Below are 23,660 nucleotides of genomic sequence, written 5' to 3' on the forward strand. Positions count from 1 at the left end.
TTATGTATGCTTACGACGAAATCGACCGCACGCTCGTCAACGAGCGCGTCTCGGAGTTCCGCGACCAGGTGAAACGGCGCCTGTCCGGCGAACTCACCGAGGACGAATTCAAGATCCTGCGCCTGCAGAACGGCGTCTATCTGCAACTGCACGCCTACATGTTCCGCGTCGCGATTCCCTACGGGACGCTGGCGTCGAACCAGCTGCGGGCGCTTGCCCACGTCGCGCGCAAATACGACCGCGGCTACGGCCATTTCACCACGCGGCAGAACATCCAGTTCAACTGGATCAAGCTCGCCGAGTTGCCGGACGCCCTGGAAGACCTCGCCAAGGTCGGCATCCATGCGATGCAGACCTCCGGCAACAACATGCGCAACGTCACGTCGGACCAGTGGGCCGGCGTCGCTCCCGGCGAGATCGAAGATCCCCGCATCTGGTCCGAGCTGATCCGCCAGCACACCACGTTGCATCCGGAGTTTTCGTTCCTGCCGCGCAAGTTCAAGATCGCTATCACGGCATCCGATCACGACCGGGCCGCGATCAAGATCCACGACATTGGTCTGCGCCTGATCAAGAACGAGAAGGACGAAACCGGCTTCGAGGTGCTGGTCGGCGGCGGTCTCGGCCGCACCCCGTTCATCGGCAAGACGATCAAGCATTTCGTCCATGGCCGCGACATCCTCAGCTACATCGAGGCGATTCTGCGGGTCTACAATCAGTACGGCCGCCGCGACAACATCTACAAGGCGCGCATCAAGATCCTGGTGCACGAGTTGGGCATCGAGAAGTTCTCCCGCGAAGTCGAGGAAGAGTGGCAGCACATCCGCAACTCCTCGCTCCAGATCGACGACGAGGTGATCGAGGACATCCGCTCGCGCTTTAGCTATCCGGCCTACGAAAAGCTGCCGCACATGCCGGACGAGCTGCGGCAGGCGGCCGCCGATCCCGATTTCGAGGCGTGGCGCAAGAACTCGGTGGCTCCCCACAAGGTGCAGGGCTATTCCATCGTCACCGTCTCGCTGAAGCCGATCGGTGCCCCTCCCGGCGATGCGACCGCCGAGCAGATGGATGCGCTGGCCGACCTTGCCGACAAATATTCCTTCGGCGAAATCCGCGTCGGCCACGAGCAGAACCTGGCGCTGCCGCACGTCGCCAAGCGAGATTTGCCGGCGCTGTGGAAGGCGCTCGACAAGCTTGGCCTGGCGACGCCGAACGTCAACCTGATCACCGACATCATTGCCTGCCCCGGCCTCGATTATTGCTCGCTGGCCAATGCGCGGTCGATCCCGATCGCGCAGGAATTGACGCGGCGGTTCGCCAACCACGAGCTCGCCAACCTGATCGGTAGGCTCCACATCAACATCTCAGGCTGCATCAATGCCTGCGGTCATCACCATGTCGGCCATATCGGCATTCTCGGCGTCGAGAAGAATGGCGAGGAGATCTATCAGATCACCATCGGAGGCCGTGCTGACGAGAACGCGGCGCTCGGGAACCTGATCGGGCCGGGCGTCAAGTTCGACGAGGTCGCCGACGTCGTCGAGGACATCGTGGAAGCCTATTTGGCGCTGCGCGAGCGGCCGGATGAGCTGTTCATGGATACAGTGAGACGCCTCGGCGTCGAACCCTTCAAGGAGCGCGTTTATGCCACTCGTTAACGGCGGAAAGATCGCCGACGACAGCTTCGCCAAGCTGGCCGTCGACACGCCTCTGCCCGAGGGCGGCGACATCCTGGTGCCGGCCGAGCGCTTCATCGGCGAGGCCGACGTGCTGCTCAAGCGCGCCGGCAAGGTCGGCGTGATCTGGCCGAACAACCGAGACATCAGCGAACTCGTGCCCTATCTCGGCAAGCTCGCGGTGGTCGCGCTGGTGTTCCCGACCTTCCGAGACGGCCGCGCCTACAGCCAGGCCCGCCTGCTGCGCGAGCGTTACAATTACCGCGGCGAACTGCGCGCCACCGGCCAGGTGCTGCGCGACCAGTTCGTGTTCATGCTGCGCGCCGGCTTCGACTCGTTCGAGGTGAAGAAGCAGGCCGACGCGGAAGCCTTCATGCAGACCGCGAAGCGTTATTCGGTGTTCTACCAGCCGACCGGCGACGGCCGCATCACGGCCTTGCACCGGCGCATGCAGCTGCGTCATTCCGAAGGCGTCGGCACGTGAACGCGATCGCGCCTCAGGTTTCGTCAGTGTCCGTTTCTGCGCTGCCCTCCGTGGCGGAGCTTGATCGCGCGTTGCGCGATGCTTCGCCCGCGGAGATCATCGCCGCGGCGCTGAAGACGGTCGGGCGCGAAAAGCTGGCGTTGGTGTCGTCCTTCGGAACGGAATCGGGGACGCTGCTGAAAGTCATGGCGGATGTCGACCCCGCCATCCCCGTGATCTTCCTTGACACCGGCTGGCTGTTCGAGGAGACGCTGGCCTATCGCGACACGTTGATTGCGACGCTTGGCCTGAAGGACGTCCGCTCGATCAAGCCTATGGAAGAGACGTTGGCGCGCGAGGACGCAGACCGCGATCTCTGGTTCTCCGATCCCGATGCCTGCTGCCGCATTCGTAAAGTCGAGCCGCTGGCGCGGGCACTGAAGCCGTTCTCGGCCTGGCTCAATGGCCGCAAGCGCTTCCAAGGCAATGCGCGCGCCGACATTCCCGTGGTCGAAGACGATGGCGTGCGGCTGAAGTTCAATCCCTTCGCCAACGTCTCGCGCGAGGAACTCGAGGCCATCTTCGTCCGCGCCAAATTGCCGCGTCATCCACTGGCCGCCTCCGGTTTTCTGTCGGTTGGGTGTATGCCTTGCACGAGCCGAACGGCCGAAGGCGAGGATGAACGCGCCGGTCGCTGGCGCGGCCGGACCAAGACAGAATGCGGCATCCACACGATGAAGATTTCGTAGCACAGCCACGCTGCGGGCTCGCGAACAAGAAAATCCGGTTTCGTTGACTTGAGCGCGTTTCGCCGCGAGTTTCGCCTTCCTTCGCTGACACCGACGTCAATGAAGTGAATGGAGATGGACATGATGCGTCGTATCGTTGCGCTCGCCGCAGGACTCATCGCGGCAGGTCTTTTGGCAAGCGCGGCTCTCGCGGCTGACGTCAATCTGCTCAACGTCTCGTATGATCCGACGCGCGAGCTTTATGCCGAATTCAACAAGGCGTTCGCGAGCGCCTATCAGAAGGAGACCGGCAAGAGCGTCGAGATCAAGCAGTCTCATGGCGGCAGCGGTTCGCAGGCCCGCAGCGTGATCGATGGTTTGCAGGCCGATGTGGTGACGCTCGCGCTCGCCTACGACATCGACGCGATCGCGAACAAGGGCCTCACGGCAACGGATTGGCAGAAGCGGTTGCCGCAGAATGCGTCGCCCTACACCTCCACCATCGTGTTCCTGGTGCGCAAGGGCAATCCGAAGGCGATCAAGGATTGGGACGATCTGATCAAGCCGGGCGTCGCCGTGATCACGCCGAACCCGAAGACGTCGGGCGGTGCGCGCTGGAATTATCTTGCGGCCTGGGGCTTTGCGCAGAAGAAATACGGCTCGGCCGAGAAGGCCAAAGATTTCATCGGAAAGCTCTACCAGCAGGTGCCGGTCCTGGATACCGGTGCACGCGGCGCGACCGTGACCTTCGTCGAGCGCGGCGTCGGCGACGTGCTGCTCGCCTGGGAGAACGAGGCGTATCTTGCGCTGAAGGAGTTCGGCGCCAGCAGGTTCGAGATCGTGGCGCCGCCGCTCTCGATCCTCGCCGAGCCGCCCGTCGCAATCGTCGACAAGGTTGCCGACAAGAAAGGCACCCGCAACGCCGCCGATGCCTACCTCCAGTATTGGTATTCCAAGGAAGGACAGGAAATTGCCGCACGCAACTTCTATCGTCCGCGCGATGCCGAGGTTGCAAAGAAGTACGAAAACTCCTTCGCAAAGGTCGAGCTGTTCACGATCGACGACGTTTTCGGCGGCTGGACAAAGGCGCAGAAGCAACATTTTGGCGATGGCGGCGTCTTCGATCAGATTTACAAGAACTGATCGGGCGCTGTCCTCGGAGGTTTAAGCAGGGGGCCTGGTGAGCGCACTCGCAGCACGACGCCGGACATTGCCGGGCTTCGGTCTCACCATGGGACTGACGCTTTCCTGGCTGTCGATCATCATCCTGATCCCGCTCGCCGGCCTGTTCCTGAAATCGCTCGAGCTCAGCCCCGAGCAATTCTGGAATATCCTCTCCAGCCGCCGCACTCTGAACGCGTTGCGCGTGTCCTTCGGACTCGCCTTCGCGGCAGCCTGCGTCAATCTCGTCATGGGCAGCATCATCGTCTGGGCACTGGTGCGCTACCGCTTCCCTGGCCGGCGCCTGTTCGATGCGATCGTCGACGTGCCGTTCGCGTTGCCCACGGCGGTCGCCGGCGTCGCGCTGACCGCTCTGTTCGCCGAAAAGGGCTGGCTGGGCGCGCCGCTCGCGGCGCTCGGCATCAAGGTGGCGTTCACGCCGGTCGGCATCTTCGTCGCCATGATCTTCATCGGCATCCCCTTCGTGGTGCGCACGGTACAGCCGGTGCTGCAGGATCTCGACCCCGAGATCGAGGAAGCCGCGGGCAGCCTCGGCGCCAGCCGCTGGCAGACCATCATCCGCGTGATCCTGCCCTCGCTCGCGCCGGCCCTGCTCACCGGCCTCGCGCTCGCCTTCGCGCGCGCGGTCGGCGAATACGGCTCGGTGATCTTCATCGCCGGCAATCTGCCGAACGTCTCCGAGATCGCGCCGCTCCTGATCGTGATCCGTCTCTCCGAATTCCGCTACGCCGATGCCACTGCGATCGCGGTCGTCATGCTCGTGGTCTCCTTCGTCATCATCTTTGCCGTCAACCGGCTCCAGCGCTGGGCGCAGAGTCGGATTCCCGCGCGCTGAGGGCGGACCATGACGATGCAGATCGCTCATTCAGGCCCGCTCACCTCATCCGACGAAAGGGCCCGCGCACGTGAAGCCCTCGCGCGGGACAATCTGCGCACCGAGCCGAAGGCCGTGCGCATCGTCGTCATCACGATCGCGATCACGTTTCTCACTGTCTTCGTCGTGTTGCCGCTGGTCGTGGTGTTTGCACACGCGTTCTCGAAGGGGATCGCCGCCTATTTCGCCGCACTCGCCGAGCCCGAGGCGCTGGCGGCGATCAGGCTGACGCTGCTGGTCGCTGCGATTTCAGTCGGTCTCAACCTCGTCTTCGGCCTCGTCGCCGCCTGGGCGATTGCAAAATTCGATTTCCCGGGCAAAACCTTCCTGATCACGCTGATCGATCTGCCGTTCTCGGTGAGCCCGGTGATCTCCGGCCTCGTTTTCGTGCTGCTGTTTGGCGCGCAGGGCTATTTCGGCGGCTGGCTCAGGGATCACGACATCCAGATCCTGTTCGCGGTGCCCGGCATCGCGCTGGCCACCACCTTCGTCACCTTCCCGTTCGTAGCGCGCGCGCTGATCCCCTTGATGCAGGAGCAGGGCACGCAGGAGGAGGAGGCCGCGATCTCGCTCGGTGCTACTGGCCTGCAGACCTTTGTCCGCGTCACGCTGCCCAACATCAAATGGGGCGTGCTCTACGGCGTCCTGCTCTGCAACGCCCGCGCGATGGGCGAGTTCGGCGCGGTCTCCGTGGTCTCCGGCCATATCCGCGGCGAGACCAACACGATGCCGCTGCTGGTCGAGATCCTCTACAACGAATACCAGTTCGTCGCCGCGTTCGCGATCGCCTCGCTGCTGGCGATGCTGGCACTGATCACGCTGATCGCAAAAGCCGTTCTGGAACGTCATCTGGACGAGGGGCAAGACGCAAATGACCATTGAAGTCAGAAATCTCGTCAAGACGTTTGGCAGCTTCAAGGCGCTCGACGGCGTCGATCTCAAGGTCGAGAGCGGCGAGCTGGTGGCACTGCTCGGGCCATCAGGGTCGGGAAAGACCACGCTGCTCAGGATCGTTGCGGGACTCGACTGGCCCGATTCCGGCGAGGTCCTCATCAACGGCGAGGACGCGCTCGCGCAGGGCGCGCGCGAGCGGCATGTCGGATTCGTGTTCCAGCACTACGCGCTGTTCCGCCACATGACGGTGTTCGAGAACGTCGCCTTCGGCCTGCGCGTGCAGCCGCGCGCGGTCCGGAAAGACGAGGCGGCGATACGTACCCGGGTGAAGGAGTTGCTCGACCTCGTGCAGCTCGACTGGCTCGCCGATCGCTACCCGAGCCAGCTTTCCGGTGGCCAGCGCCAGCGCATCGCGCTCGCCCGTGCGCTCGCGATCGAGCCGCGCATCCTCCTGCTCGACGAGCCCTTCGGCGCGCTCGACGCCAAGGTGCGCAAGGAATTGCGCAAATGGCTGCGCTCGCTGCATCACGAGATCAACGTCACCTCGATCTTCGTCACCCACGACCAGGAGGAGGCGCTCGAAGTCGCCAACCGCGTCGTCGTCATGGACAAGGGCAGGATCGAGCAGATCGGCTCGCCCGGCGACGTCTATGAAAGCCCGGCAAGCGCGTTCGTTCACGGCTTCATCGGCGAATCCATCGAGCTGCCGGTCCAGGTCGAAGGCGGCGTGATCAGGCTCGGCGACCGGCCGCTTCGGCTGGCGGCGGACGGGCTTGCGCCTGGCGCGTCAAAGCTGTTCGTTCGGCGGCATGATATGCTGGTCGGGCCCCCCGGCAGCGGCGCCTTTGAAGGCGCCGTGCGACACGTCCGCAATTTCGGTCCCGTGCAGCGTGCCGAGGTCGCATTGTCCGGCGGCGAGACCATCGAGATCGACGCCCCCCGCGACAAGGAACTGCGCGCCGGCGACACTGTCGGCCTCGAGCCCCGTCGTTACCGGATATTTGCGGGCGCCTGAGCCGCCGGGGCAGGTCGAATTTTCATCAAAATTCACCTTTCAGCCACGGTTGGTATGCAACAACGGCCCCTCATTCGGGGGCTCTTCTATGCGCGCTGCGGCCGCAATACTCATTGCTTTGCTTCTCGCCAGCTGTGCCGGCAACGAGACGCCGATCCAGCAGCAGCCGTCCATGTATGCCGATATGGCGGTCCCGGGCTCCAAGCTCGATGCGCAGGCGGCCGCGATCATGATCTCGCAATACCGCCAGAACAACGCGCTCGGCACCGTCGTCATCGACCCCGACCTGATGCGGCTTGCCGAATCCCAGTCCAATGCCATGGCGGCAGCCAACAAAATGGACCACGACGTCCGCGCACCGCTGGCCAAGCGCCTTGCCGCCGGCGGCTATCCCGCGACCGTGGCGGTCGAGAACATCTCGGCCGGCTATCATACGCTGGCGGAAGCGTTCTCAGGCTGGCGCGACTCGCCGCCCCACCGCGCCAATATGCTCAAGAGCGGTGTCACAAAATTGGGCATCGCGGCGAGCTATGCTCCCGGCACCAAATACAAGGTGTTCTGGACCATGATCCTGGCCTCGACGGAACGGTAAGCCAGACTTGATCCCGGCATGCATTGACGCCGCGGCGGAGGGTCGCCACGGTGGCGCGCCATTTGCTATTGTTCCCTTATGACTGATCATAGCCCGGAATTCGCCAGCATCCCCGCCAATGCCCAACGCGTCCTGGTCCTGCAGGGCGGCGGCGCGCTTGGCTCCTATCAGGCCGGCGCCTATCAGGCGCTGTGCGGCCAGGGCTTCGAGCCGGAATGGGTCGCCGGCATCTCGATCGGCGCGGTCAACGCCGCCATCATCGCCGGCAATGATGGCCCGACGCGCGTCAAGCGGCTCAAGGAATTCTGGGAGATGGTTTCCGCGCCGGTGCCGTGGAAACCGATCGGCAAGAGCGACCACAGCCGCGAACTGTTCAACTCCACCAGCGCTGCGCTGATTGCGACCTTCGGCGTGCCCGGCTTCTTCACGCCGCGGATACCGCCGGCGCCGCTCTGGCCGCCCGGCAGTCCGCAGGCCGAGAGCTATTACGACACCGCGCCCCTGAAGAAGACGCTGGAGCGTCTGGTCGATTTTGATCGCATCAATGACCTCAAGACGCGTCTGTCGGTCGGCGCGGTCAGCGTCACCTCTGGCAACTTCAAATATTTCGACAACTACGAGTTCAAGAAGCTCGGCAAGACCATAGGCCCCGAGCACATCATGGCCTCCGGCGCGCTGCCGCCGGGCTTTCCCTCCGTCGTGATCGACGGCGAGCATTACTGGGACGGCGGCATCGCCTCCAACACGCCGCTCGACTATGTGCTCGATGCCGAGGTGGATCGCGACATGCTGATCTTCCAAGTCGACCTGTTCTCCGCCCGTGGCGATCTGCCGACCTCGCTGCTCGAGGCCACCGAGCGTGAAAAGGACATTCGCTTCTCCAGCCGTACGCGGATGAACACCGACAAGAACAGGCAGTTGCACAATGCCCGCCGGGCCGTGCGCGACCTGATTTCCAAACTGCCCGATTATCTGAAGAACGACCCTTCCGTCGAATTCCTCGCGAAGGTATCGCGTGAAAGCACCGTCACCGTGGTGCATCTGATCTACCGCAGCAAGAACTACGAATCCTCGTCCAAGGATTACGACTTCTCGCATGTCGCCATGGTCGAGCATTGGGAAGCCGGCGTGCACGACGTGCATCTGTCGATGCGCCACAAGGATTGGCTCGAACGGCCGCAATCCGGCGAGACCATGGTGACCTACGATCTCACGGGGGACGTCTCCGCGCCCCCGGCAAAAAGGAGCGAATAGAATGGGTAGTCTGTCAGGCAAGAACGCCGTCGTGACCGGGTCCACCAGTGGCATCGGGCTCGCTTACGCACGCGCCTTCGCCGCCGCCGGCGCCAATGTCGTCATCAACGGCTTCGGCTCGCCGGAGGACATCGAGAAGGAACGCTCCAAGATCGAGTCCGAGTTCGGCGTCAAGGCGATCTATTCGCCGGCCGACATGACCAAGCCGGCCGAAATCGCCGGCATGATCGCGCTCGGCGAGAAGACGTTCGGCTCGGTCGACATCCTCGTCAACAATGCCGGCATCCAGTTCGTCTCGCCGATCGAGGAGTTTCCGCTCGAGAAGTGGGACCAGATCATTGCCATCAACCTGTCCTCGGCCTTTCACGCCATCCGCGCAGCGGTGCCCGGCATGAAGAAGAAGGGTTGGGGCCGCATCATCAATACCGCATCGGCGCATTCGCTGGTCGCCTCGCCCTTCAAGTCGGCCTACGTCTCGGCCAAGCACGGCATCGCCGGTCTCACCAAGACCGTGGCGCTGGAGGTTGCGACCCACAAGATCACCTGCAACTGCATCAGCCCCGGCTACGTCTGGACGCCGCTGGTGGAGAAGCAGATCCCCGACACGATGAAAGCGCGCAATCTGACGCGCGACCAGGTCATTAACGACGTGCTGCTCGACGCGCAGCCGACCAAGGAATTCGTGACATCCGAGCAGGTGGCGGCCTTGGCACTGTTCCTGTGCGGCGATGATGCCGCCCAGATCACCGGCACCAATCTCTCGATCGACGGCGGCTGGACGGCGGAGTAGAGGCCGGAAACGGGGTGCGGTCGGGTGGGCAAAGACGCGAAAGCGCCGTGCCCACCACTTCCCTGCAAAACGAGAAAGGCGTGGGCACGCTTCGCTGTGCCCACCGAGACTGGGACTGAGACCGAGACCGAGGCGCCGGCCGCTCCGCTCAATGCGTCCAGGCCAGCGCGGTCACGAACGCCGACGACAGGTCCAGCTCCGCAAACATGATCTTGCCGGCGACCACGAACAGCACGCTGGCGAGCGTCAGCCGCAGCACCGTCTCCGGCACCCGCGTTGCGCTGTAACTGCCGAGGATGATGCCGGGCAGCGAGCCCATCAGCAGCACGCCCATCAGCGCCCAATCGACGTCGCCGAGCGCCCAGTGCCCGATGCCGGCGACCAGCGTCAACGGCACCGCATGGGCAATGTCGGAGCCGACGATGGTTGCCATCGGCAGGCGCGGGTAGAGCAGCAGCAGCACCGTGACGCCAACCGCACCGGCGCCGACGGACGAAATCGACACCAGCACGCCGAGCACGATGCCGGTGACGACCGTCGCAATCCCTGTGGTGCGCGCGTCGACCTGTTCGAGCCGGCCGCGATAGCGCTCCATGATGGACTTGCGGAAGATCAGCGAGGTCGCGGTTAGCAGCAGCGCGAAGCACAGCACCAGATTGATCAGGCTGCGCTCGGAATCGCTTCTGAGATCGAGCTTCCACAGCACCAGCAGCGTCAGCGCGCTCGCGGGAATGCTGCCGCAGGCGAGCCGCAGCACCGCCGGCCAGTACACGCTGCGCGCCCAGCCGTGCACCACGCTGCCGCCGGTCTTGGTAGCGGCGGCATAGAGCAGATCGGTGCCGACCGCAGTCGAGGGATGAACACCGAACAGCAGGATCAGCAGCGGCGTCATCAACGAACCGCCGCCCACGCCGGTCATCCCGACAAGGAGGCCGACGCCGAATCCGGAAGCGACGTAGAGTGGATCGAACATATCCGGGGAATCTTAGGTTGATCTCGTCGGTTGGGCAATACGACGTAGAATAAACCTTCCCTCGGGCGCAACCGTTTGTGCCGAATAAGAAAAAATCTACTGCGCGTCGGAAATGGACAGGTGTTTCAGATTGTTCCCGGGCGCGCTGCAAAACAGTCGTTCCCCCAAGGGGACAAGCAAGGGCCGATCCGACTTGCCTATTTGCCAAACGCCAGCACGTGCAGCCCAAGCCGCCGCCGCACGATCCAGAACAAGAGCACCGTCTCGAAGCTGAGCGAGATCGAGGTCGCGGCCGCCGCACCGTGGCCGCCGTAGCGCGGCACCAGGGCGATGCAGAGCACGAGGTTCATGACGAAGGCCAGTGCATAAGCGAGCGCGCAGATCTTCTGCTGGCCGAGCATGTTGAGCAGCCGCTCGACCGGCCCGATCGCGGAGCGCACCACGAGTCCGATCGCGGCGACGAACATGATGTCGTAGCCGGTCACGAATTGCGGCCCGAACAGCCAGAGCAGCGGCTTGCCGAGCGCGAGCAGCACGATGGTCGCGGCCAGCGACGGCCAGAACGTCCAGTTGATGGCGTGCGCGACATAGGCCGACAGCCGGGCCTTGTCGCCGCTTGCGTTGTATTCGGCAAAGCGGTGCGCCGTGGTCGCCGACATCGCGTAGTGGATGAACGAGACCAGCGCCAGCGTCTTCACCACCGCGAAGTAGACGCCGACCTCGTCGGAGGGGCGGAATTGCTGCAGCACGAGCACGTCGGTGTAGGACAGCAGCAGGTAGAAGCTCTCGACCAGCAGGATCGGCAGCGAGACGGCGAGCCAGCCGCCGATGTCATAGGTCTTGGGACCGGGCTCGATATGGTTGGCGAGCTTGCGGTTCAGCACCACCATCTGCCCGGACATCGCGATCCAGACCGCGCCGGCGCTCGCAACCATCGCCGCGACCGCGCCGAGATGGTAGCCGAGCAGGAAGGCAGCGCCCGTGATGCCGATGATCAGTCCCTGGCGGATGATGAATTGTGGCATCAGGCCGAGCTGCATCCAGTCATGCGAGCGCGCGATGCCGTCCTGGGTGTTGGCAACGACGAAGGCGGGCAGGGTCATGCAGCCGATATAGAGCGGGAGCTCCTCGGCCGGGTCGATCCAAAGCGACAGCAGCCTGACGATGCCGGCAAGGGCGAGCGAGACCAGTGTCGACACCGCAAAAGTCAGCCAGCGGCTGCCGGAGAGAAAGCCGCGCAGCAACGCCTGCTCGCCGCTGGCGCGATATTCCGGAATGATTTTCTGCGCCGAGGCCGAGATGCCGAAATCCATCATGCTGCCGAGCAGCAGCACCCAGGTCCAGACATAGACATAGATGCCGTAGTCGGACGTGCCCATCCAGCGCGCCAGCAGCACCTGCGAGACATAGGCAAGGCCTGCGCTGATGACGCGGATAATGAAGATTGTGCCGGCCAGTCGCCGCGTCAGTGACGCCTCGCTCGAGCCGCCCGTCAGCCTGGCCCGCAGCCGCGCGATCAGCGCGGCCGGTCCGGGCGTTGCGGGTTCTGCATCCATCACGGCCAATTCTAATATCCCCAGGCAGCGGCAACTCGGGAATTAGCAACCATTCGTTAAGATTCGGTTGGGTGGGCCGGCAATGCCGCGCCACACTCAGTGGGTCCTCCCGCGAAGGCGGGGATCCATAACCCCAAGGAGAAGTCGTAACGCATGCTGGTAACCGCGAGTCTTCGCCAAACCGCGGCCGGTGGCTATGGGTCCCGGGCTCGCGCTTTGCGCGCCCCGGGACGACAGCTGAATGTGAGGCACCAGCAGCGCAACTCACTCGCCGTCGTCCTGACAGTCACGGGAACGACGGCTCGCTCTCACTCCAGATTCGTATTGAACTCGTACGACTTCTCGGGCCCGACCAGCGTGAATTTTAGCGCGGCGCCATCGGGCTTGGCGCCCGGCGGCAGCCCGTCAAGCTCGAACGAGAAACGCTTCACGCCAGCCGGGCTGTCCTTGACCGGCTCCGGAATCGGCAGTGCCCAATCGGGCGTGGGTCCTTCCACGTATAAATTGACATTGCCGCTGTCGGGCACAACGACGTCCACCAGCACGGTCTTGGGCCCGTCGCGCTTGACGTCGCGGATGGTGAGCGGATTGGGATCGCCGATATTGGCGGGCTTGGGCACCGTGTCGAGTGCTGCACGCAAATTCGCGTCCTCGGTCGAGGCAACGCTGTTGAAGCCGAGCTCGACGCTGGCCTCGACCGGAATGCAGAGTTTTTCGCACACCGCATAATTGATTTCGGCGCGCAGCGTCACCGGCTTGTCGGCCGCCTTGGCGACGATGCGCAGGGGCAGCACGATCTGGTCGTGATAGCCGATCGAATGACCGCCGGCGCCGTCGTCGAATTTCTGCGGTGCAGGCCACATCACCGTCACTGCCTCGACGTTGTCCGATTTGGAGAAGTCGAACCGCGGTGGGACGCCGGAATCGCCGGGCATGCGCCAGTAGGTTTTCCACCCTGGCTGGATCTGGAATGCAATACCGCCGAGCAGGACTGCGCCGCTGCGCGATCCCGCGAGCAATCGCACCGCGGAATGTCCGTCGCGCTGCCAAGGCGAAGCGTCATCGGCGCGAGCTGCGATGGCAAGCGACGACGCAAGCAGGGTTGTCGCGACGCCAATCGCCGCACGCAGGGGAACTCTTGTGAGCATGATACGTCTTTACAGGGTCACCCCTGGGCAAACCATTGAATTGCTTGTGATGGAGCCATCTGAATCGCGCCCCTGCAAGCCTTGATTTGACAGCAGCCCGGCCCGACATCAGGATAGGAATTGAAACCGGAGTGCTTCACCGATGGCTCCCACAGGCAAAAGAACGGGCGAAAGCACCCGCGGCGAGGGGCCCGCGCTGCCCAGTTCAGCCGGTTATCTCGACGGCCGGCTGCTGATCGCAATGCCCGTCATGGGCGACTCCCGCTTCGAACGTTCGGTCATCTATCTCTGCGCCCATTCGGCGGAGGGGGCGATGGGTATCATCGTGAACCATCCGGCCGGCAGCATTGATTTTCCCGAGCTGTTGCAGCAGCTCGGCATCATCAAGAAGGGCGAGCACATCAGGCTGCCTGAGAATGCCGAAAGCATGAAAGTGCTGCGCGGCGGCCCCGTCGATACCGGCCGCGGCTTCGTGCTCCATTCAAGCGACTTCTATATCGAAAACGCGACGCTGCGGATCGACGACGGTGTCTGTCTCACGGCGACGGTCGATATCCTGCGCGCGATCGCCAACGGCTCGGGTCCCAAGCATGCCATCCTCGCGCTTGGCTATGCCGGCTGGGCGCCAGGCCAGCTCGAGACCGAGATCCAGAGCAACGGCTGGCTGCACTGCGATGCGGACGCGGATCTGATCTTCGGTGACGACGTCGACGACAAGTACGGACGCGCCCTGCGCAAGATCGGCATCGATCCCGGCATGCTCTCGAACGAGGCCGGGCACGCGTAGCGTTGGCTGCGGCGGTCTTCGCCGCACCCACCGCTGTCATGCCCCGGCTTGACCGGGGCATCCAGTAGGCTGCAGCCGATCGACACAATCAACACCGTCTCAGATTACTGGATCGCCCGGTCGAGCCGGGCGATGACCGGTTGCAGAGGAGCCTGTCCCCGGCTACTCCGCCGCCTGCTGCTGCACCGTCGGCTCCGTCCCTGCTACCGTGGCACGGCGCATGTCGCGGGGCTGCGATTGGTCGTAGCGGCGGACGCGGTGCATGGTCTGGCGGTTGTCCCACATCACGAGGTCATGCAGCTTCCATTTGTGGACGTAGACGAACTCTGGCTGCGTCGCGTGCTCGTTGAGGTCGCGCAGCAGCAGCCGGCCCTCGGGCACGCTCATGCCGACGATCTTGCCGGCATGGGATGAGAGATACAGCGACTTGCGGCGATGCACGGGGTGCGTCCGCACCAGCCGCTGCAGCACCGGCTTGAACATCTCCTTCTCTTCGTCGGTGTATTCGGTGAAGCCGAGCGATCCCCGCGAATACATCAGCGAGTGCTCGCAGACGAGGTCATCGATCTCCGCCTTGGTCTCGTCGTCGAGCGCATCATAGGCGGCGCGCATGTCGGCGAATTCGGTGTTGCCGCCCTTCGGGTTCACCACGCGCGCCGACAGCAGCGAGAATTTTGCAGGGATCGGCCGGAACGAGCTGTCGGAGTGCCACAGGCAATTGCCGAGATTGAACAGATTGGCGCGGCTGTCCTTCGGCAGCGGCTTGCCGTCCTTGCCGAGGTTGGAGACATCGTTCAAGCCCGAACTGAGGCGGTATTCGCTGGCCTTGGTGATGTTGCCGCCACGGGCATCCTCACGCTGACCGAAGTTCAGCGCGAAGGCCATCTGCTGCTCGTCGGTGATGTCCTGGTCGTGGAAAACAAGCACCGCGTATGTGTCCATCGCGGCCTCGACCTCGCGCGCCTCGGCCTCGGTGAGGGGCTTTCGCAAATCGAGGCCGGAAACCTCGCCGACAAAATGCTTCTGAAGCTGCCGGATGGCGATCGTCATGACGTTTTCTCCCGCGTGCCGCGAGCGGTTGGTCCCGCTCTGTCGACGAAAAAACTACTCCCGCGCTCGTACTTGTCAACGCTCGCCGCGCATGGCTGACCGGGCTACGCTCCCATGCTACGCATTCCGCGCCATCAACCCGCCGTCGACCGGGATCACCGCGCCGGTAAGGAACGAGGCCGCCGGCAGGCACAGGCTCAGCGTCATATGCGCGACCTCCTCGGGATCGCCGTAGCGGCCGAGTGCGGTGCGGCGTCTGGCATAGGTCGTCTTGTGCTCTTCCGAGATGCGGTCGGTGATGGCGGTGCGGATCGGACCCGGGCAGATGCAGTTGACGGTGATGCCCTCGCGGCCGAGTTCGACGGCGAGCGAGCGGGTGAGGCTCGCAACGCCGCCCTTCGCAGCGGAATAGGGGCTGTGCAATGCGGTGGCGCCGAGCGCCTCGGTCGAGGCGATGTTGACGATGCGCGGGCAATTCGATTTGCGCAGGTAAGGCAGCGCGGCGCGGATGATGCGCGGATGCGCCGTCAGCATCACGGCAATGCCCTTGGCCCAGGAATCCTCATAAGTGTCGTCGTCGATCGCGACGCGCACGGAAATGCCTGCATTGTTGACGACAATGTCGAGCCCGCCGAAATGTGCCGCGGCATCATTCACCACGCGCTTGATCTCGCCACCGTCGGCGACATCGAGCGTCCAGGCTTTTGCCGTACCGCCGCTTGCTGCGATCTGCTCCGCGACGGTGAGCGCGCCTTGCTCGTCATGGTCGGTGACGGCAACGTTGGCGCCCTCCGCGGCGAATACCCGCGCGGTGGCGCGCCCCATGCCGCTGGCGGCGCCGGTGACGAGAACGGTCAGGCCCTTGACGGACCGGCTGAGCTGCTTGAACTCGGACATGCTGTTTCCTCGGTAGCCCGCTTGTTCTTGTTATGATTGACAAGGCTGGCATCGATCCGCAGACAGGTCAAACAAGCAAGACAAAGGGAGAGGCCGCAATGGCGAACGAGCTCGATTTCTCAGGCAGGCAGGTGCTGGTGGTCGGCGGTTCGAGCGGGATCGGCAACGGCATCGCGCAGGCATTTCGCACGAGGGGCGCAGCTGTCGCCGTTTGCGGCACGCGCGCTCACGCGACGGAATATTCAGTTGAAGAAGGCTCCGATCTCAGCGGTCTCGCCTATGCGCAGCTCGACGTCAGCAACCCCGCTGCGATCGAGGCGTTCAAGCCGTCCTTCGACCGGCTCGACGTGCTCGTGCTGGCGCAGGGCGCGGTGCTCTATCGCCGCGGTGAATTCGAGATGAGCGGTTTTCGCAAGGTGGTCGAGGTCAACCTCATGAGCCTGATGGCTTGCGCGACGCGGTTTCATTCCATGTTGCGGGATGCGATGGGTTCGCTGATCATGGTGTCCTCGACCGCGGCCTATCATTCCACCATGGGCAATCCCGCCTATAACGCCTCGAAGACCGGTGCGGTCGGATTGACGCGGACGCTGGGCGAGGCCTGGGCGGAAGACGGCATCCGCGTCAACGGCATCGCGCCGGGGCTCGTCGACACCAAGATGACGAAGGTGACGACCGACAATCCCAAGCGGCTCGAAGGCGCGCTCGCGCGCATTCCCCTGCGGCGATTGGGCACGCCGGCCGATATGGCGGGCGCGGCCCTGTTCCTGGCCTCGCCGCTGTCGTCCTACATCGTCGGACAGACGCTGGTCGTCGATGGTGGGCTGATTTTATAGGGCTACACTTTTGATGTCGCGTGGAACCGCGCCGCACCTGATCGGTTACTTCGGCTGACACCCGAGGAGGAGCAGCATGGATACGGATCGTATTGTTGGAGCGGCAAAGGACTACGCAGGTAAGGCGGAAAGCGCGATCGGAGACATCGCTGGCGATTCCAAGACGCAGGCATCGGGCAAGGCGCGGGAAGCCGCGGGCACCGTTCAGAATCTCTACGGGCAGGCCAAGGACGCCGTGCGCGACGCCACGGACACTGCGGCCAGCTACGCCAAGGACGCCTATGAGAACAGCGGCGATACTTTCCGTGACGGCTCGCAGGCGATTTCCCAGAAGGTGAAGGACAATCCGCTCGGCGCACTGATGGTCGCCGGTGGCATCGGCTTCGCGCTCGCGCTGCTGATGTCGCGGCCGGTTCGCCGCTCGCCGCCGCGCTGGCGCTACTAGGCCTGAATTAGGCAACGTCTTTCGTGCCCCGGTCGCAAAGCGGCGCAAAACGCCGCTTTGCGGAGCCGGGGCCGATTCTTTGCGAATGTGGTGAGAGAGCCGGGTCCGACACTGCCTCGCATCACCAGGGGTGCTGCGAGGCGTCCATGACGCGGACCTTCGCTTACCGGAACATTTCGGCCGAGCGCCCTACGCTACCCGGCGGACGCGGAAGGCCTGGATTTGAGGCTGGATTCGGGTTGCGCGGCGCAGGCGTCAGTTGACGGGGCGCAGGCGCGGGCTGCGGCGAGCCGAAGCCGAAGAAATCACGCATCGATGGTTGGGCCTGCGCCGGCTGCTGCACCACGGGTGGCTTTTTCGGCGCGAGTTTTTGTGGCGCGATCGTCGCGGCTGCGCCCGGCGCGGGGGAAGCCGCACCACCGTCAGGGGTCGTCGCGGCCACAGGCGTATCGCCCTTGGCCTGCTCGCGGCCCACTTCCCGGCGCGGCCAGGCGTAATCGTCGGCACGGCCGGCCGGAGCCGCCAGCGGCTCGCCCTTCACCATCGTCTTTGCGGCCAGCGCATCGACGGCGGCGGGACGCGAGCCCGGGCCACCCAGCAATTGATCGGTCGAGATCGAGGCTGCTACCAAGGGCACGATCGGCCCGGCCAGCGGCCGCGGCGCGGGCTTGCCGGGCTCGGCGCTGGTGTCCGGCGTCGCCGGCTCGCTCGGCAGCGCGATCGGACCGGAGCGTCCTGCCAGCAGGCGCGTGATCTCGCGCTCGACATAGTGCGCGAGTTTGCGCGCGCCGGGCTTGGTGAAGAAGACGCCGTCGCCGCTGCGGAGCTGGCGGATCTGACCTTCGAAGTCGGGGCCCTTCTGCAGGAAGCGGCCGGCCTCATCGACGAAACCGTCCCAGACATCGACATAGGTGATGCCGGCCTTGGCCGCGCCTTCCCGGTAGAGCGAATCCAGGAACAGCATGTCCGCGGTGCCCTTCGGACCGCGGATCGCGGGCAGGCCGACCCAGAGCACCGGCACGCCCTTGCTCTTGAGCACGCCGGCGAGTTCTTCGATCTTCTTGCCGTAGAGCTCGACCCAGCGCTCGTCGCGGAATTCGTAGAGGCCGTTCGGATTGCGCGCGGTCTTCTCCGGCGCGGCCGCCGGCGTGTCGGCATTGTCGGCATCGTCCTGCGGCAGATCGGCATCGGCAGGCTTGTCGTCCGGCTTGGCCGCGGTGTCGTTGCCGGGCTTGGCGTCCCCCGGCTTCGCCGGCTGTTTGGCGCGCGCACCCTTGTCGTTCTTCTTGTCCTTGTCTGCGGCGGCCTTGTCCGTCTTGTCGGCGGCCGGCTCGCGGATCGCGCTGCGGTCGTTGAGGCCCAGCATGACCACAATCACGTCGGGCTTTTCGGTCTCGAGGATGCCCCTTGCGGCGGTCGTCCAATCCGCGGGCTCGCCGCGCGGCTGGTACTTGATCAGGCCGGACGTGGTCTTGTGTTTGCGGATCACGCCCATGTCGGGCTGCTCGGCGTAGGCGTCTTCGAGACCGTAAGCGAGCCAGTCGGCCATGGCGTCGCCGATCACGAGCACGTTCTTCTCGGGAATGGTGTCGCGTTTGGCGGGCGAGGGGGCACGCGAAAAATCCTGGCGCGGCGCCTGCGGCTGTTGCTGCTGGAACGGCGCAAAGAAGTCGCCGCCGAACCACCCGCCGCCTCCACCGCCGCGCTGTGGCGGCGGAGCCTGGCGCTGCGGTGGGCCGCCGAAGCCAGGGAAATTGAAGAATTGCGCCGAGGCGGGTCCCGCAACCGAGACCAGAATCGCAAGCGCCGTCCCCAGCGCGATCAACGGGCCGGTCTCGGTCAACACCCTGAACAGGGACTTGGGCTTCGACATGCGATCTCGGGCCAACGCAATGGGGTCTGAAACAAGTCCCATATAATACCGGAATCAGGCCGCAAACAGGCAAATTCCATCACCATAAATCGCGCGATGGGGCCGGGGGTCAAGGCCAAGCCGTGCGACGGCGATAGGAACGGTTACCGGCCAAGAGCCAGGGCGGCGCGGATCGTCCCCAATTGTGATCCATCCAACAACCTCAATGATATTTTCGATATAAAATCCTCCTGTAATTGCAATTGTTCCATTTCTACCAACGTCGATTTGTGGAGCCTTAGCCATGCAGGACATGACGAAGTCGCGTGCGCAAGCGGAGCAGTTGCTCGATAAGCAAGCGGAACAGGCCAAAGCGAAGCGGCCGCAAGGCCATGGACGTGTCGAGCGCGGTCTGGATGCGGTGGCTTACCATCCGGAAGGTTTTGGCCGGTTCGGCCGGATGTTCCCCGAACTCGCCCGTGCCCGTTTCGGTGACACCCTGTCTCAGGAGCAGGAGGTCATGAAGGCGATCGCCGCCACCATGATCAAGACCGGCGATCTCGGCGCTCCGATCGAAAAGGCCGAGCCGGTGGATGAAAATCCGGCGATCATGGCGGGCTATACCTATTTCGGGCAGTTCATCGACCACGACATCACCTTCGATCCCGCATCCGATCTCGACCGCGATAATGATCCCAACGCGACCGAGGATTTCCGCACGGCCCGGCTCGATCTCGATTCCATATACGGGCGCGGTCCGGCGGATCAGCCTTATCTCTACAATCCGGATCTCACCATCAAGCTGGGCTTCGACAAGACGCCCGCTTACCTCAAAGGCAAGAAGCGTTTTGACGTGCAGCGCGCGCCACGCGACGAGAGCGGCGAGGTCGAAGATGCGCACCAGGATTGTCCCCGCGCCATCATCGGCGACAAGCGGAACGACGAGAACAACATCGTCCTGCAGATCCATGTGCTGTGGCAGCGTTTTCACAACAGGATCATGCTCGATCTCGCCAAGCCCTCGACTGCAAAGGGAAACGAGCGCCCGGGCATCACGGGGCTTGCGGCCTTCAACACGGCGCAGCGCATCGTGCGGTGGCACTATCAATGGGTGGTGTTGCACGACTTCGTGCGGCGCATCGTCGGGGACAAGATGTTCCATGCCGTCTACAATGGCGGCAAGCCGGACATTCAGTTCTACAAGCCGGAAGCCGCGCGCTATCCGTTCATGCCCGTTGAATTCTCGGTCGCGGCCTATCGGTTCGGTCACTCCATGGTCCGACCGAGCTATTCGCTCAGCGCGGCGATACCGCATCAAAAGACGAATTCACTGGAGCGGCTGGCCATCTTCAAGCCGAACTTCAGCTGCGACGACGTGCAGAGCCTGAACGGCTTCCGACCGTTGCCGCCGGAATGGGGCGTCGACTGGAGCTTCTTCCTCCCCGATGTGAAAAGCGACTTGCCGAAACCAACGAAGGAGCTCCCGTTCGGAAATTTCGTCAGGCCGCAGCCGGCCTATCGGATCGACTCGATGCTTGTCGACCCGCTCGCCAGTTTGCCCGATCTGCGCAATGAAAGGCCCGATCGCAGGTCGCTGCCGAGCCTGAATCTCCAACGCGGGATAGCGCTGGGCTTGCCCAGCGGGCAGGCGGTGGCGCGGCGCATGGGTTTGACGCCGCTGACCGACGAGCAACTCTGGATCGACGAGGGAAACCTCACGGACGAAGCCGCGGTGAAGGCACGCCGCGAGATGTTCAAGGCGAATTTCGCCCAGCTGCATGAGAATGCGCCGCTCTGGTACTACATCTTGCGCGAGGCTGAGCTGACCGATCAGGTCAAGACCGCCTTCGAGGATGACGACAAGAAGAAGCGTACGGCAAAGCTCGGCGGCAGCCGGCTGGGCGACGTTGGCGGCCGTATCGTCGCCGAGGTCCTGATCGGTCTCGTGGTCGCGGACAGCCAGTCCTATCTCGTCCAGGTCCCGAACTGGCGGCCCAAGGTGAAGGACATGTCGGTCCCGGGAGCCAGGTTCGAACTCTCCGACGTCGTGAACTATGTTGCAGCTGAGCAGCCGGCGCGGCGGCGATTTTACCGTCCGCGCAGCCGTTCCAGGGCGTCGGAGGAGGCAAAACCGTCTGCAGGCACTCCGATCGAGGCCTGAAAATTGCGCAGGGCTTCCCGGGTCTGGCCGCCGAACTGGCCGTCCGGGGTGCCCTTGTAGAAGCCGCGCTGGGCCAGCAGCTGCTGCAGCTCCAGCCGCTCGGTGCGGGACAGCTCGCGTTCCTGCCGCGGCCAGGGCTGCACGAAGGGCTGCCCTCCACGCAGGCGGTCGGCGAAATGGCCGATCGCCAGCGCGTAGGCCTCGGCCGGGTTATATTTCATGATGACCCGGTAATTCTGCAGCATCAGGAAGCCCGGCCCCTGCGCGCCGGCCGGCGCCAGCAGATAGGCTTTCTCTCCCGGATGCGGGAATGGCTGGCCGGTCGCCCGCTTGAGCCCGAGCTTCTCCCATTGCGCGATCGGCATCGCCTTGGCGCGGTCGGCCAGCATGTAGTTGAAGCCCTGGGGCACCACGACCTCGAAGCCCCAGGTCTGGCCGGCCTGCCAGCCGTCCTTCTTGAGGTTGTTGGCGGTCGAGGCAATCAGGTCGGTGGGATTGTCGACGACGTCGCGCCGGCCGTCGCCATCGCCATCGACGGCAAAGCGTTTGAATGCGGTCGGCATGAACTGGGTCGGGCCGAAGGCGCCGGCCCACGAGCCGCGCATCTGCTCCGGCCTCAGGTCGCCGCGGTTGAGGATCTCCAGCGCTGAGAGGAACTCGTCCTTGAAATAGGCCTGTCGCCGCCCGATGCAGGCCAGCGTGGCGGTCGATTGCAGCACGCTGCGGTCGCCCATCTGCGTCGAGTAATTGGACTCGATGCCCCAGATCGAGGCGATGATGGTGCGGTCGACGCCGGTGGCCTTCTCGGTGGCGTCGAACTGCGCCTTGTATTTGGCGAGCACCTCGCGGCCCTTGGCGAGGCGGTTTTCGTTCACGAGGATGTCGAGATAGTCCCAGATCGACTTGGTGAACTCCGGCTGCGAGTCCATGAGGTCCATGATGCGCAGATCAGGCGAAAGCCCGGCCGTGAAGCGCTGAAAATTCTCCTGCGTGACGCCGCGCCGCGCGGCATCGGGCCACATCCCGGCGACGCAATTGCTGAAATTGGAGGCCGCCTCGCGGATCGCCGCGGCCGTCATCAGCGGATGGCCGGAAGCGCCGTCCTCGCCGCTCCAGGGGAGGGCGCCGCCGGGACCGGGCGGGGCCTGCGAAGGCGCCGGATTCGCACCGGAGAAGATGCCGCCGAACAGGTTGGACAGCCCGTTCTGCGCCTGGGCCTGTGCGCTGACGGGCAGCAGCAAAGCCGCCGCGATCGTCGCAGCGCCGGTCACGGTGACCGCCCGCCTAGCCTGCCTTGCCGCCGCTCGCATCATGTCTCACCCATCGCCGTCACAATCCGCCATCAGGAGGCCTGGCTACGGTTGCCAATAGCTTAACAAAAGTGAAATTCTGGCGGCGGCCTTTTTCTTAACTCTGGGCGGACGAGGCCCCACATCCGCCTTTGTTGACGGCTGCAAACAGGCTAGCAAGGAGCCATTGCTCTGTTCCCATCCCGTTCCATGTGCCCCCAGGTATTCGAAACGATCACATGAAAATTCGCAAAGCCGTATTCCCCGTCGCCGGCCTCGGCACCCGTGTCCTGCCCGCCACCAAGGCGATGCCGAAGGAAATGCTGACCATCGTCGACAAGCCGCTGATCCAGTACGTCTATGACGAGGCGCGCGAGGCCGGCATCGAGCACTTCATCTTCGTCACCGGCCGCAACAAAAGTGTCATCGAAGACCATTTCGACCGGATGTACGAGCTCGACGCCACGCTGGCCGCGCGCGGCAAGAAGGCCGAGCAGGACGTCCTGGCGCAGAACCAGCCGGAAGCCGGCGCCGTCAGCTTCACCCGCCAGCAGGCGCCGCTCGGCCTCGGTCACGCGGTCTGGTGCGCGCGCGACATCGTCGGCAACGAGCCGTTCGCCGTCGTGCTGCCCGACGAGCTCGTGCTCAACTCGCCCGGCTGCCTGAAGCAGATGATGGATATGGCCTCGACGCTCGGCGAGAAATCCAACCTGGTCGCGGTCGAGCCGGTGCCCGACCATCTCACCCATCAATACGGCATCTGCGGCGTCGGCAAGCGCAACGGCAAGATGTTCGAGGTCGACGGCATGGTCGAGAAGCCGGCCAAGGGCACCGCGCCCTCCAATCTCTCGATCACGGGCCGCTACATCCTCCAGCCCGAGATCTTCAAGATCCTCGAGACCCAGGAGCGCGGCGCCGGCGGCGAGATCCAGCTGACCGACGCCATGATCGGGCTTGCCAAATCGCAGAAATTCTACGGCGTCGAGTTCGAGGGCGAGCGCCATGATTGCGGCTCCAAGCCCGGCTTCCTCCGCGCCAACATCGCCTACGGCCTGAAGCGCCCGGAACTGCGCGACGGACTGATCACGGAGATGAAGAAATATCTGGGGCAGTAGCGGCCACACATTCCGCTGTCGTCCCCGCCTTCGCGGGGCAGCACCGGGGCTGTTGCGGATTGCGTCGCGCTCGACCGCAGTGA

22 protein-coding genes are annotated in these 23,660 nt (G+C 64.2%); 15 read left to right on the forward strand and 7 right to left on the reverse strand.

Annotated features, from left to right (window positions below):
• Positions 1-2: 2 nt before the first annotated feature.
• The 10 genes from JQ580_RS02335 to JQ580_RS02380 all read left to right on the forward strand — a co-directional run bounded on the left by JQ580_RS02335 (position 3) and on the right by JQ580_RS02380 (position 9,468).
• A complete protein-coding gene (locus JQ580_RS02335) occupies positions 3-1,658 on the forward strand; it encodes a nitrite/sulfite reductase (RefSeq protein ID WP_212278127.1) in 1,656 nt (551 codons plus the stop codon).
• On the forward strand, positions 1,645-2,160 hold the full coding sequence (locus JQ580_RS02340; protein ID WP_212278128.1) for a DUF934 domain-containing protein: 516 nt from the start codon (positions 1,645-1,647) through the stop codon (positions 2,158-2,160). Before JQ580_RS02335 ends, JQ580_RS02340 begins: the two co-directional genes overlap by 14 nt.
• Positions 2,157-2,888 (forward strand): phosphoadenylyl-sulfate reductase, encoded by a 732-nt coding sequence (locus JQ580_RS02345; protein ID WP_212278129.1) that lies wholly within the window; start codon positions 2,157-2,159, stop codon positions 2,886-2,888. The genes JQ580_RS02340 and JQ580_RS02345 overlap by 4 nt, the downstream gene beginning before the upstream one ends.
• Before the next feature lie 108 nt (positions 2,889-2,996).
• Complete coding sequence (locus JQ580_RS02350) at positions 2,997-4,010, forward strand: sulfate ABC transporter substrate-binding protein (protein ID WP_212278130.1); 1,014 nt, start codon at positions 2,997-2,999, stop codon at positions 4,008-4,010.
• Positions 4,011-4,047: 37 nt separating this feature from the next.
• Complete coding sequence (gene cysT, locus JQ580_RS02355; protein ID WP_212278131.1) at positions 4,048-4,884, forward strand: sulfate ABC transporter permease subunit CysT; 837 nt, start codon at positions 4,048-4,050, stop codon at positions 4,882-4,884.
• 9 nt (positions 4,885-4,893) lie between these two features.
• A complete protein-coding gene (cysW, locus tag JQ580_RS02360) occupies positions 4,894-5,805 on the forward strand; it encodes a sulfate ABC transporter permease subunit CysW (RefSeq protein WP_212278132.1) in 912 nt (303 codons plus the stop codon).
• The gene (locus JQ580_RS02365) at positions 5,795-6,832 is read left to right on the forward strand and encodes a sulfate/molybdate ABC transporter ATP-binding protein (protein WP_212278133.1); all 1,038 of its coding nucleotides are present in this window, start codon (positions 5,795-5,797) and stop codon (positions 6,830-6,832) included. Before cysW ends, JQ580_RS02365 begins: the two co-directional genes overlap by 11 nt.
• 88 nt (positions 6,833-6,920) lie before the next feature.
• Entirely contained in the window at positions 6,921-7,424 is a 504-nt protein-coding gene (locus tag JQ580_RS02370) for a CAP domain-containing protein (RefSeq protein WP_212278134.1), read from the forward strand.
• A 78-nt stretch (positions 7,425-7,502) separates the two neighbouring features.
• Positions 7,503-8,678, forward strand: coding sequence for a DUF3734 domain-containing protein (locus JQ580_RS02375; protein ID WP_212278135.1), 1,176 nt, complete (start codon positions 7,503-7,505; stop codon positions 8,676-8,678).
• A 1-nt stretch (position 8,679) separates the two neighbouring features.
• Positions 8,680-9,468, forward strand: coding sequence for a 3-hydroxybutyrate dehydrogenase (locus tag JQ580_RS02380; protein WP_106948062.1), 789 nt, complete (start codon positions 8,680-8,682; stop codon positions 9,466-9,468).
• Positions 9,469-9,616: 148 nt separating this feature from the next.
• On the opposite strand, the gene JQ580_RS02385 is transcribed toward JQ580_RS02380, so the two are convergent.
• The 3 genes from JQ580_RS02385 to JQ580_RS02395 all read right to left on the reverse strand — a co-directional run bounded on the left by JQ580_RS02385 (position 9,617) and on the right by JQ580_RS02395 (position 13,145).
• Positions 9,617-10,441, reverse strand: coding sequence for a sulfite exporter TauE/SafE family protein (locus tag JQ580_RS02385; RefSeq protein ID WP_212278136.1), 825 nt, complete (start codon positions 10,439-10,441; stop codon positions 9,617-9,619).
• A 197-nt stretch (positions 10,442-10,638) separates the two neighbouring features.
• Positions 10,639-12,006, reverse strand: coding sequence for a flippase (locus tag JQ580_RS02390; protein WP_212278137.1), 1,368 nt, complete (start codon positions 12,004-12,006; stop codon positions 10,639-10,641).
• A gap of 299 nt (positions 12,007-12,305) precedes the next feature.
• Positions 12,306-13,145 (reverse strand): protein-disulfide reductase DsbD domain-containing protein, encoded by an 840-nt coding sequence (locus tag JQ580_RS02395; protein WP_212278138.1) that lies wholly within the window; start codon positions 13,143-13,145, stop codon positions 12,306-12,308.
• 142 nt (positions 13,146-13,287) lie between these two features.
• Here JQ580_RS02395 and JQ580_RS02400 point away from each other — a divergent pair, with 142 nt between their 5' ends.
• Positions 13,288-13,932: a YqgE/AlgH family protein gene (locus JQ580_RS02400; protein WP_212278139.1), complete on the forward strand. Its 645-nt coding sequence runs from the start codon at positions 13,288-13,290 to the stop codon at positions 13,930-13,932.
• Positions 13,933-14,094: 162 nt separating this feature from the next.
• On the opposite strand, the gene JQ580_RS02405 is transcribed toward JQ580_RS02400, so the two are convergent.
• The gene (locus JQ580_RS02405; RefSeq protein WP_212278140.1) at positions 14,095-14,982 is read right to left on the reverse strand and encodes a TauD/TfdA dioxygenase family protein; all 888 of its coding nucleotides are present in this window, start codon (positions 14,980-14,982) and stop codon (positions 14,095-14,097) included.
• A gap of 117 nt (positions 14,983-15,099) precedes the next feature.
• A complete protein-coding gene (locus JQ580_RS02410; protein WP_212278141.1) occupies positions 15,100-15,879 on the reverse strand; it encodes an SDR family NAD(P)-dependent oxidoreductase in 780 nt (259 codons plus the stop codon).
• Positions 15,880-15,977: 98 nt separating this feature from the next.
• Between JQ580_RS02410 and JQ580_RS02415 the strand changes: the two genes are divergently transcribed.
• Together JQ580_RS02415 and JQ580_RS02420 are read left to right on the forward strand one after the other, a co-directional pair.
• A complete protein-coding gene (locus JQ580_RS02415) occupies positions 15,978-16,715 on the forward strand; it encodes an SDR family NAD(P)-dependent oxidoreductase (protein ID WP_212278142.1) in 738 nt (245 codons plus the stop codon).
• 76 nt (positions 16,716-16,791) lie between these two features.
• Positions 16,792-17,160 (forward strand): CsbD family protein, encoded by a 369-nt coding sequence (locus JQ580_RS02420; protein ID WP_212278143.1) that lies wholly within the window; start codon positions 16,792-16,794, stop codon positions 17,158-17,160.
• Between the two features lie 163 nt (positions 17,161-17,323).
• On the opposite strand, the gene JQ580_RS02425 is transcribed toward JQ580_RS02420, so the two are convergent.
• A complete protein-coding gene (locus JQ580_RS02425; protein ID WP_212278144.1) occupies positions 17,324-19,033 on the reverse strand; it encodes an SGNH/GDSL hydrolase family protein in 1,710 nt (569 codons plus the stop codon).
• 283 nt (positions 19,034-19,316) lie between these two features.
• Between JQ580_RS02425 and JQ580_RS02430 the strand changes: the two genes are divergently transcribed.
• Positions 19,317-21,173, forward strand: a complete 1,857-nt coding sequence (locus tag JQ580_RS02430) for a peroxidase family protein (RefSeq protein ID WP_212278145.1) — start codon at positions 19,317-19,319, stop codon at positions 21,171-21,173.
• Here the strand turns inward: JQ580_RS02430 and JQ580_RS02435 are convergent.
• Positions 21,101-22,483, reverse strand: a complete 1,383-nt coding sequence (locus JQ580_RS02435; protein WP_409363194.1) for a lytic murein transglycosylase — start codon at positions 22,481-22,483, stop codon at positions 21,101-21,103. The two genes, JQ580_RS02430 and JQ580_RS02435, sit on opposite strands and share 73 nt — an antisense overlap.
• Positions 22,484-22,701: 218 nt before the next feature.
• Here JQ580_RS02435 and JQ580_RS02440 point away from each other — a divergent pair, with 218 nt between their 5' ends.
• A complete protein-coding gene (locus JQ580_RS02440) occupies positions 22,702-23,577 on the forward strand; it encodes a UTP--glucose-1-phosphate uridylyltransferase (protein ID WP_212278147.1) in 876 nt (291 codons plus the stop codon).
• Positions 23,578-23,660: the final 83 nt, after the last annotated feature.

This window comes from Bradyrhizobium sp. SZCCT0148, assembly GCF_018129985.1.
In the GTDB taxonomy this organism is placed as follows: Bacteria; Pseudomonadota; Alphaproteobacteria; order Rhizobiales; family Xanthobacteraceae; genus Bradyrhizobium; species Bradyrhizobium japonicum_H.

Coding starts and splice junctions, on each gene's coding strand:
- JQ580_RS02335 (WP_212278127.1), top strand. CDS start 3: ATGTATGCTTACGACGAAATCGACCGCACGCTCGTCAACGAGCGCGTC.
- JQ580_RS02340 (WP_212278128.1), top strand. CDS start 1,645: ATGCCACTCGTTAACGGCGGAAAGATCGCCGACGACAGCTTCGCCAAG.
- JQ580_RS02350 (WP_212278130.1), top strand. CDS start 2,997: ATGGAGATGGACATGATGCGTCGTATCGTTGCGCTCGCCGCAGGACTC.
- cysW (WP_212278132.1), top strand. CDS start 4,894: ATGACGATGCAGATCGCTCATTCAGGCCCGCTCACCTCATCCGACGAA.
- JQ580_RS02365 (WP_212278133.1), top strand. CDS start 5,795: ATGACCATTGAAGTCAGAAATCTCGTCAAGACGTTTGGCAGCTTCAAG.
- JQ580_RS02370 (WP_212278134.1), top strand. CDS start 6,921: ATGCGCGCTGCGGCCGCAATACTCATTGCTTTGCTTCTCGCCAGCTGT.
- JQ580_RS02375 (WP_212278135.1), top strand. CDS start 7,503: ATGACTGATCATAGCCCGGAATTCGCCAGCATCCCCGCCAATGCCCAA.
- JQ580_RS02380 (WP_106948062.1), top strand. CDS start 8,680: ATGGGTAGTCTGTCAGGCAAGAACGCCGTCGTGACCGGGTCCACCAGT.
- JQ580_RS02385 (WP_212278136.1), bottom strand. CDS start 10,441: ATGTTCGATCCACTCTACGTCGCTTCCGGATTCGGCGTCGGCCTCCTT.
- JQ580_RS02395 (WP_212278138.1), bottom strand. CDS start 13,145: ATGCTCACAAGAGTTCCCCTGCGTGCGGCGATTGGCGTCGCGACAACC.
- JQ580_RS02400 (WP_212278139.1), top strand. CDS start 13,288: ATGGCTCCCACAGGCAAAAGAACGGGCGAAAGCACCCGCGGCGAGGGG.
- JQ580_RS02405 (WP_212278140.1), bottom strand. CDS start 14,982: ATGACGATCGCCATCCGGCAGCTTCAGAAGCATTTTGTCGGCGAGGTT.
- JQ580_RS02410 (WP_212278141.1), bottom strand. CDS start 15,879: ATGTCCGAGTTCAAGCAGCTCAGCCGGTCCGTCAAGGGCCTGACCGTT.
- JQ580_RS02415 (WP_212278142.1), top strand. CDS start 15,978: ATGGCGAACGAGCTCGATTTCTCAGGCAGGCAGGTGCTGGTGGTCGGC.
- JQ580_RS02420 (WP_212278143.1), top strand. CDS start 16,792: ATGGATACGGATCGTATTGTTGGAGCGGCAAAGGACTACGCAGGTAAG.
- JQ580_RS02425 (WP_212278144.1), bottom strand. CDS start 19,033: ATGTCGAAGCCCAAGTCCCTGTTCAGGGTGTTGACCGAGACCGGCCCG.
- JQ580_RS02430 (WP_212278145.1), top strand. CDS start 19,317: ATGCAGGACATGACGAAGTCGCGTGCGCAAGCGGAGCAGTTGCTCGAT.
- JQ580_RS02435 (WP_409363194.1), bottom strand. CDS start 22,483: ATGCGAGCGGCGGCAAGGCAGGCTAGGCGGGCGGTCACCGTGACCGGC.
- JQ580_RS02440 (WP_212278147.1), top strand. CDS start 22,702: ATGAAAATTCGCAAAGCCGTATTCCCCGTCGCCGGCCTCGGCACCCGT.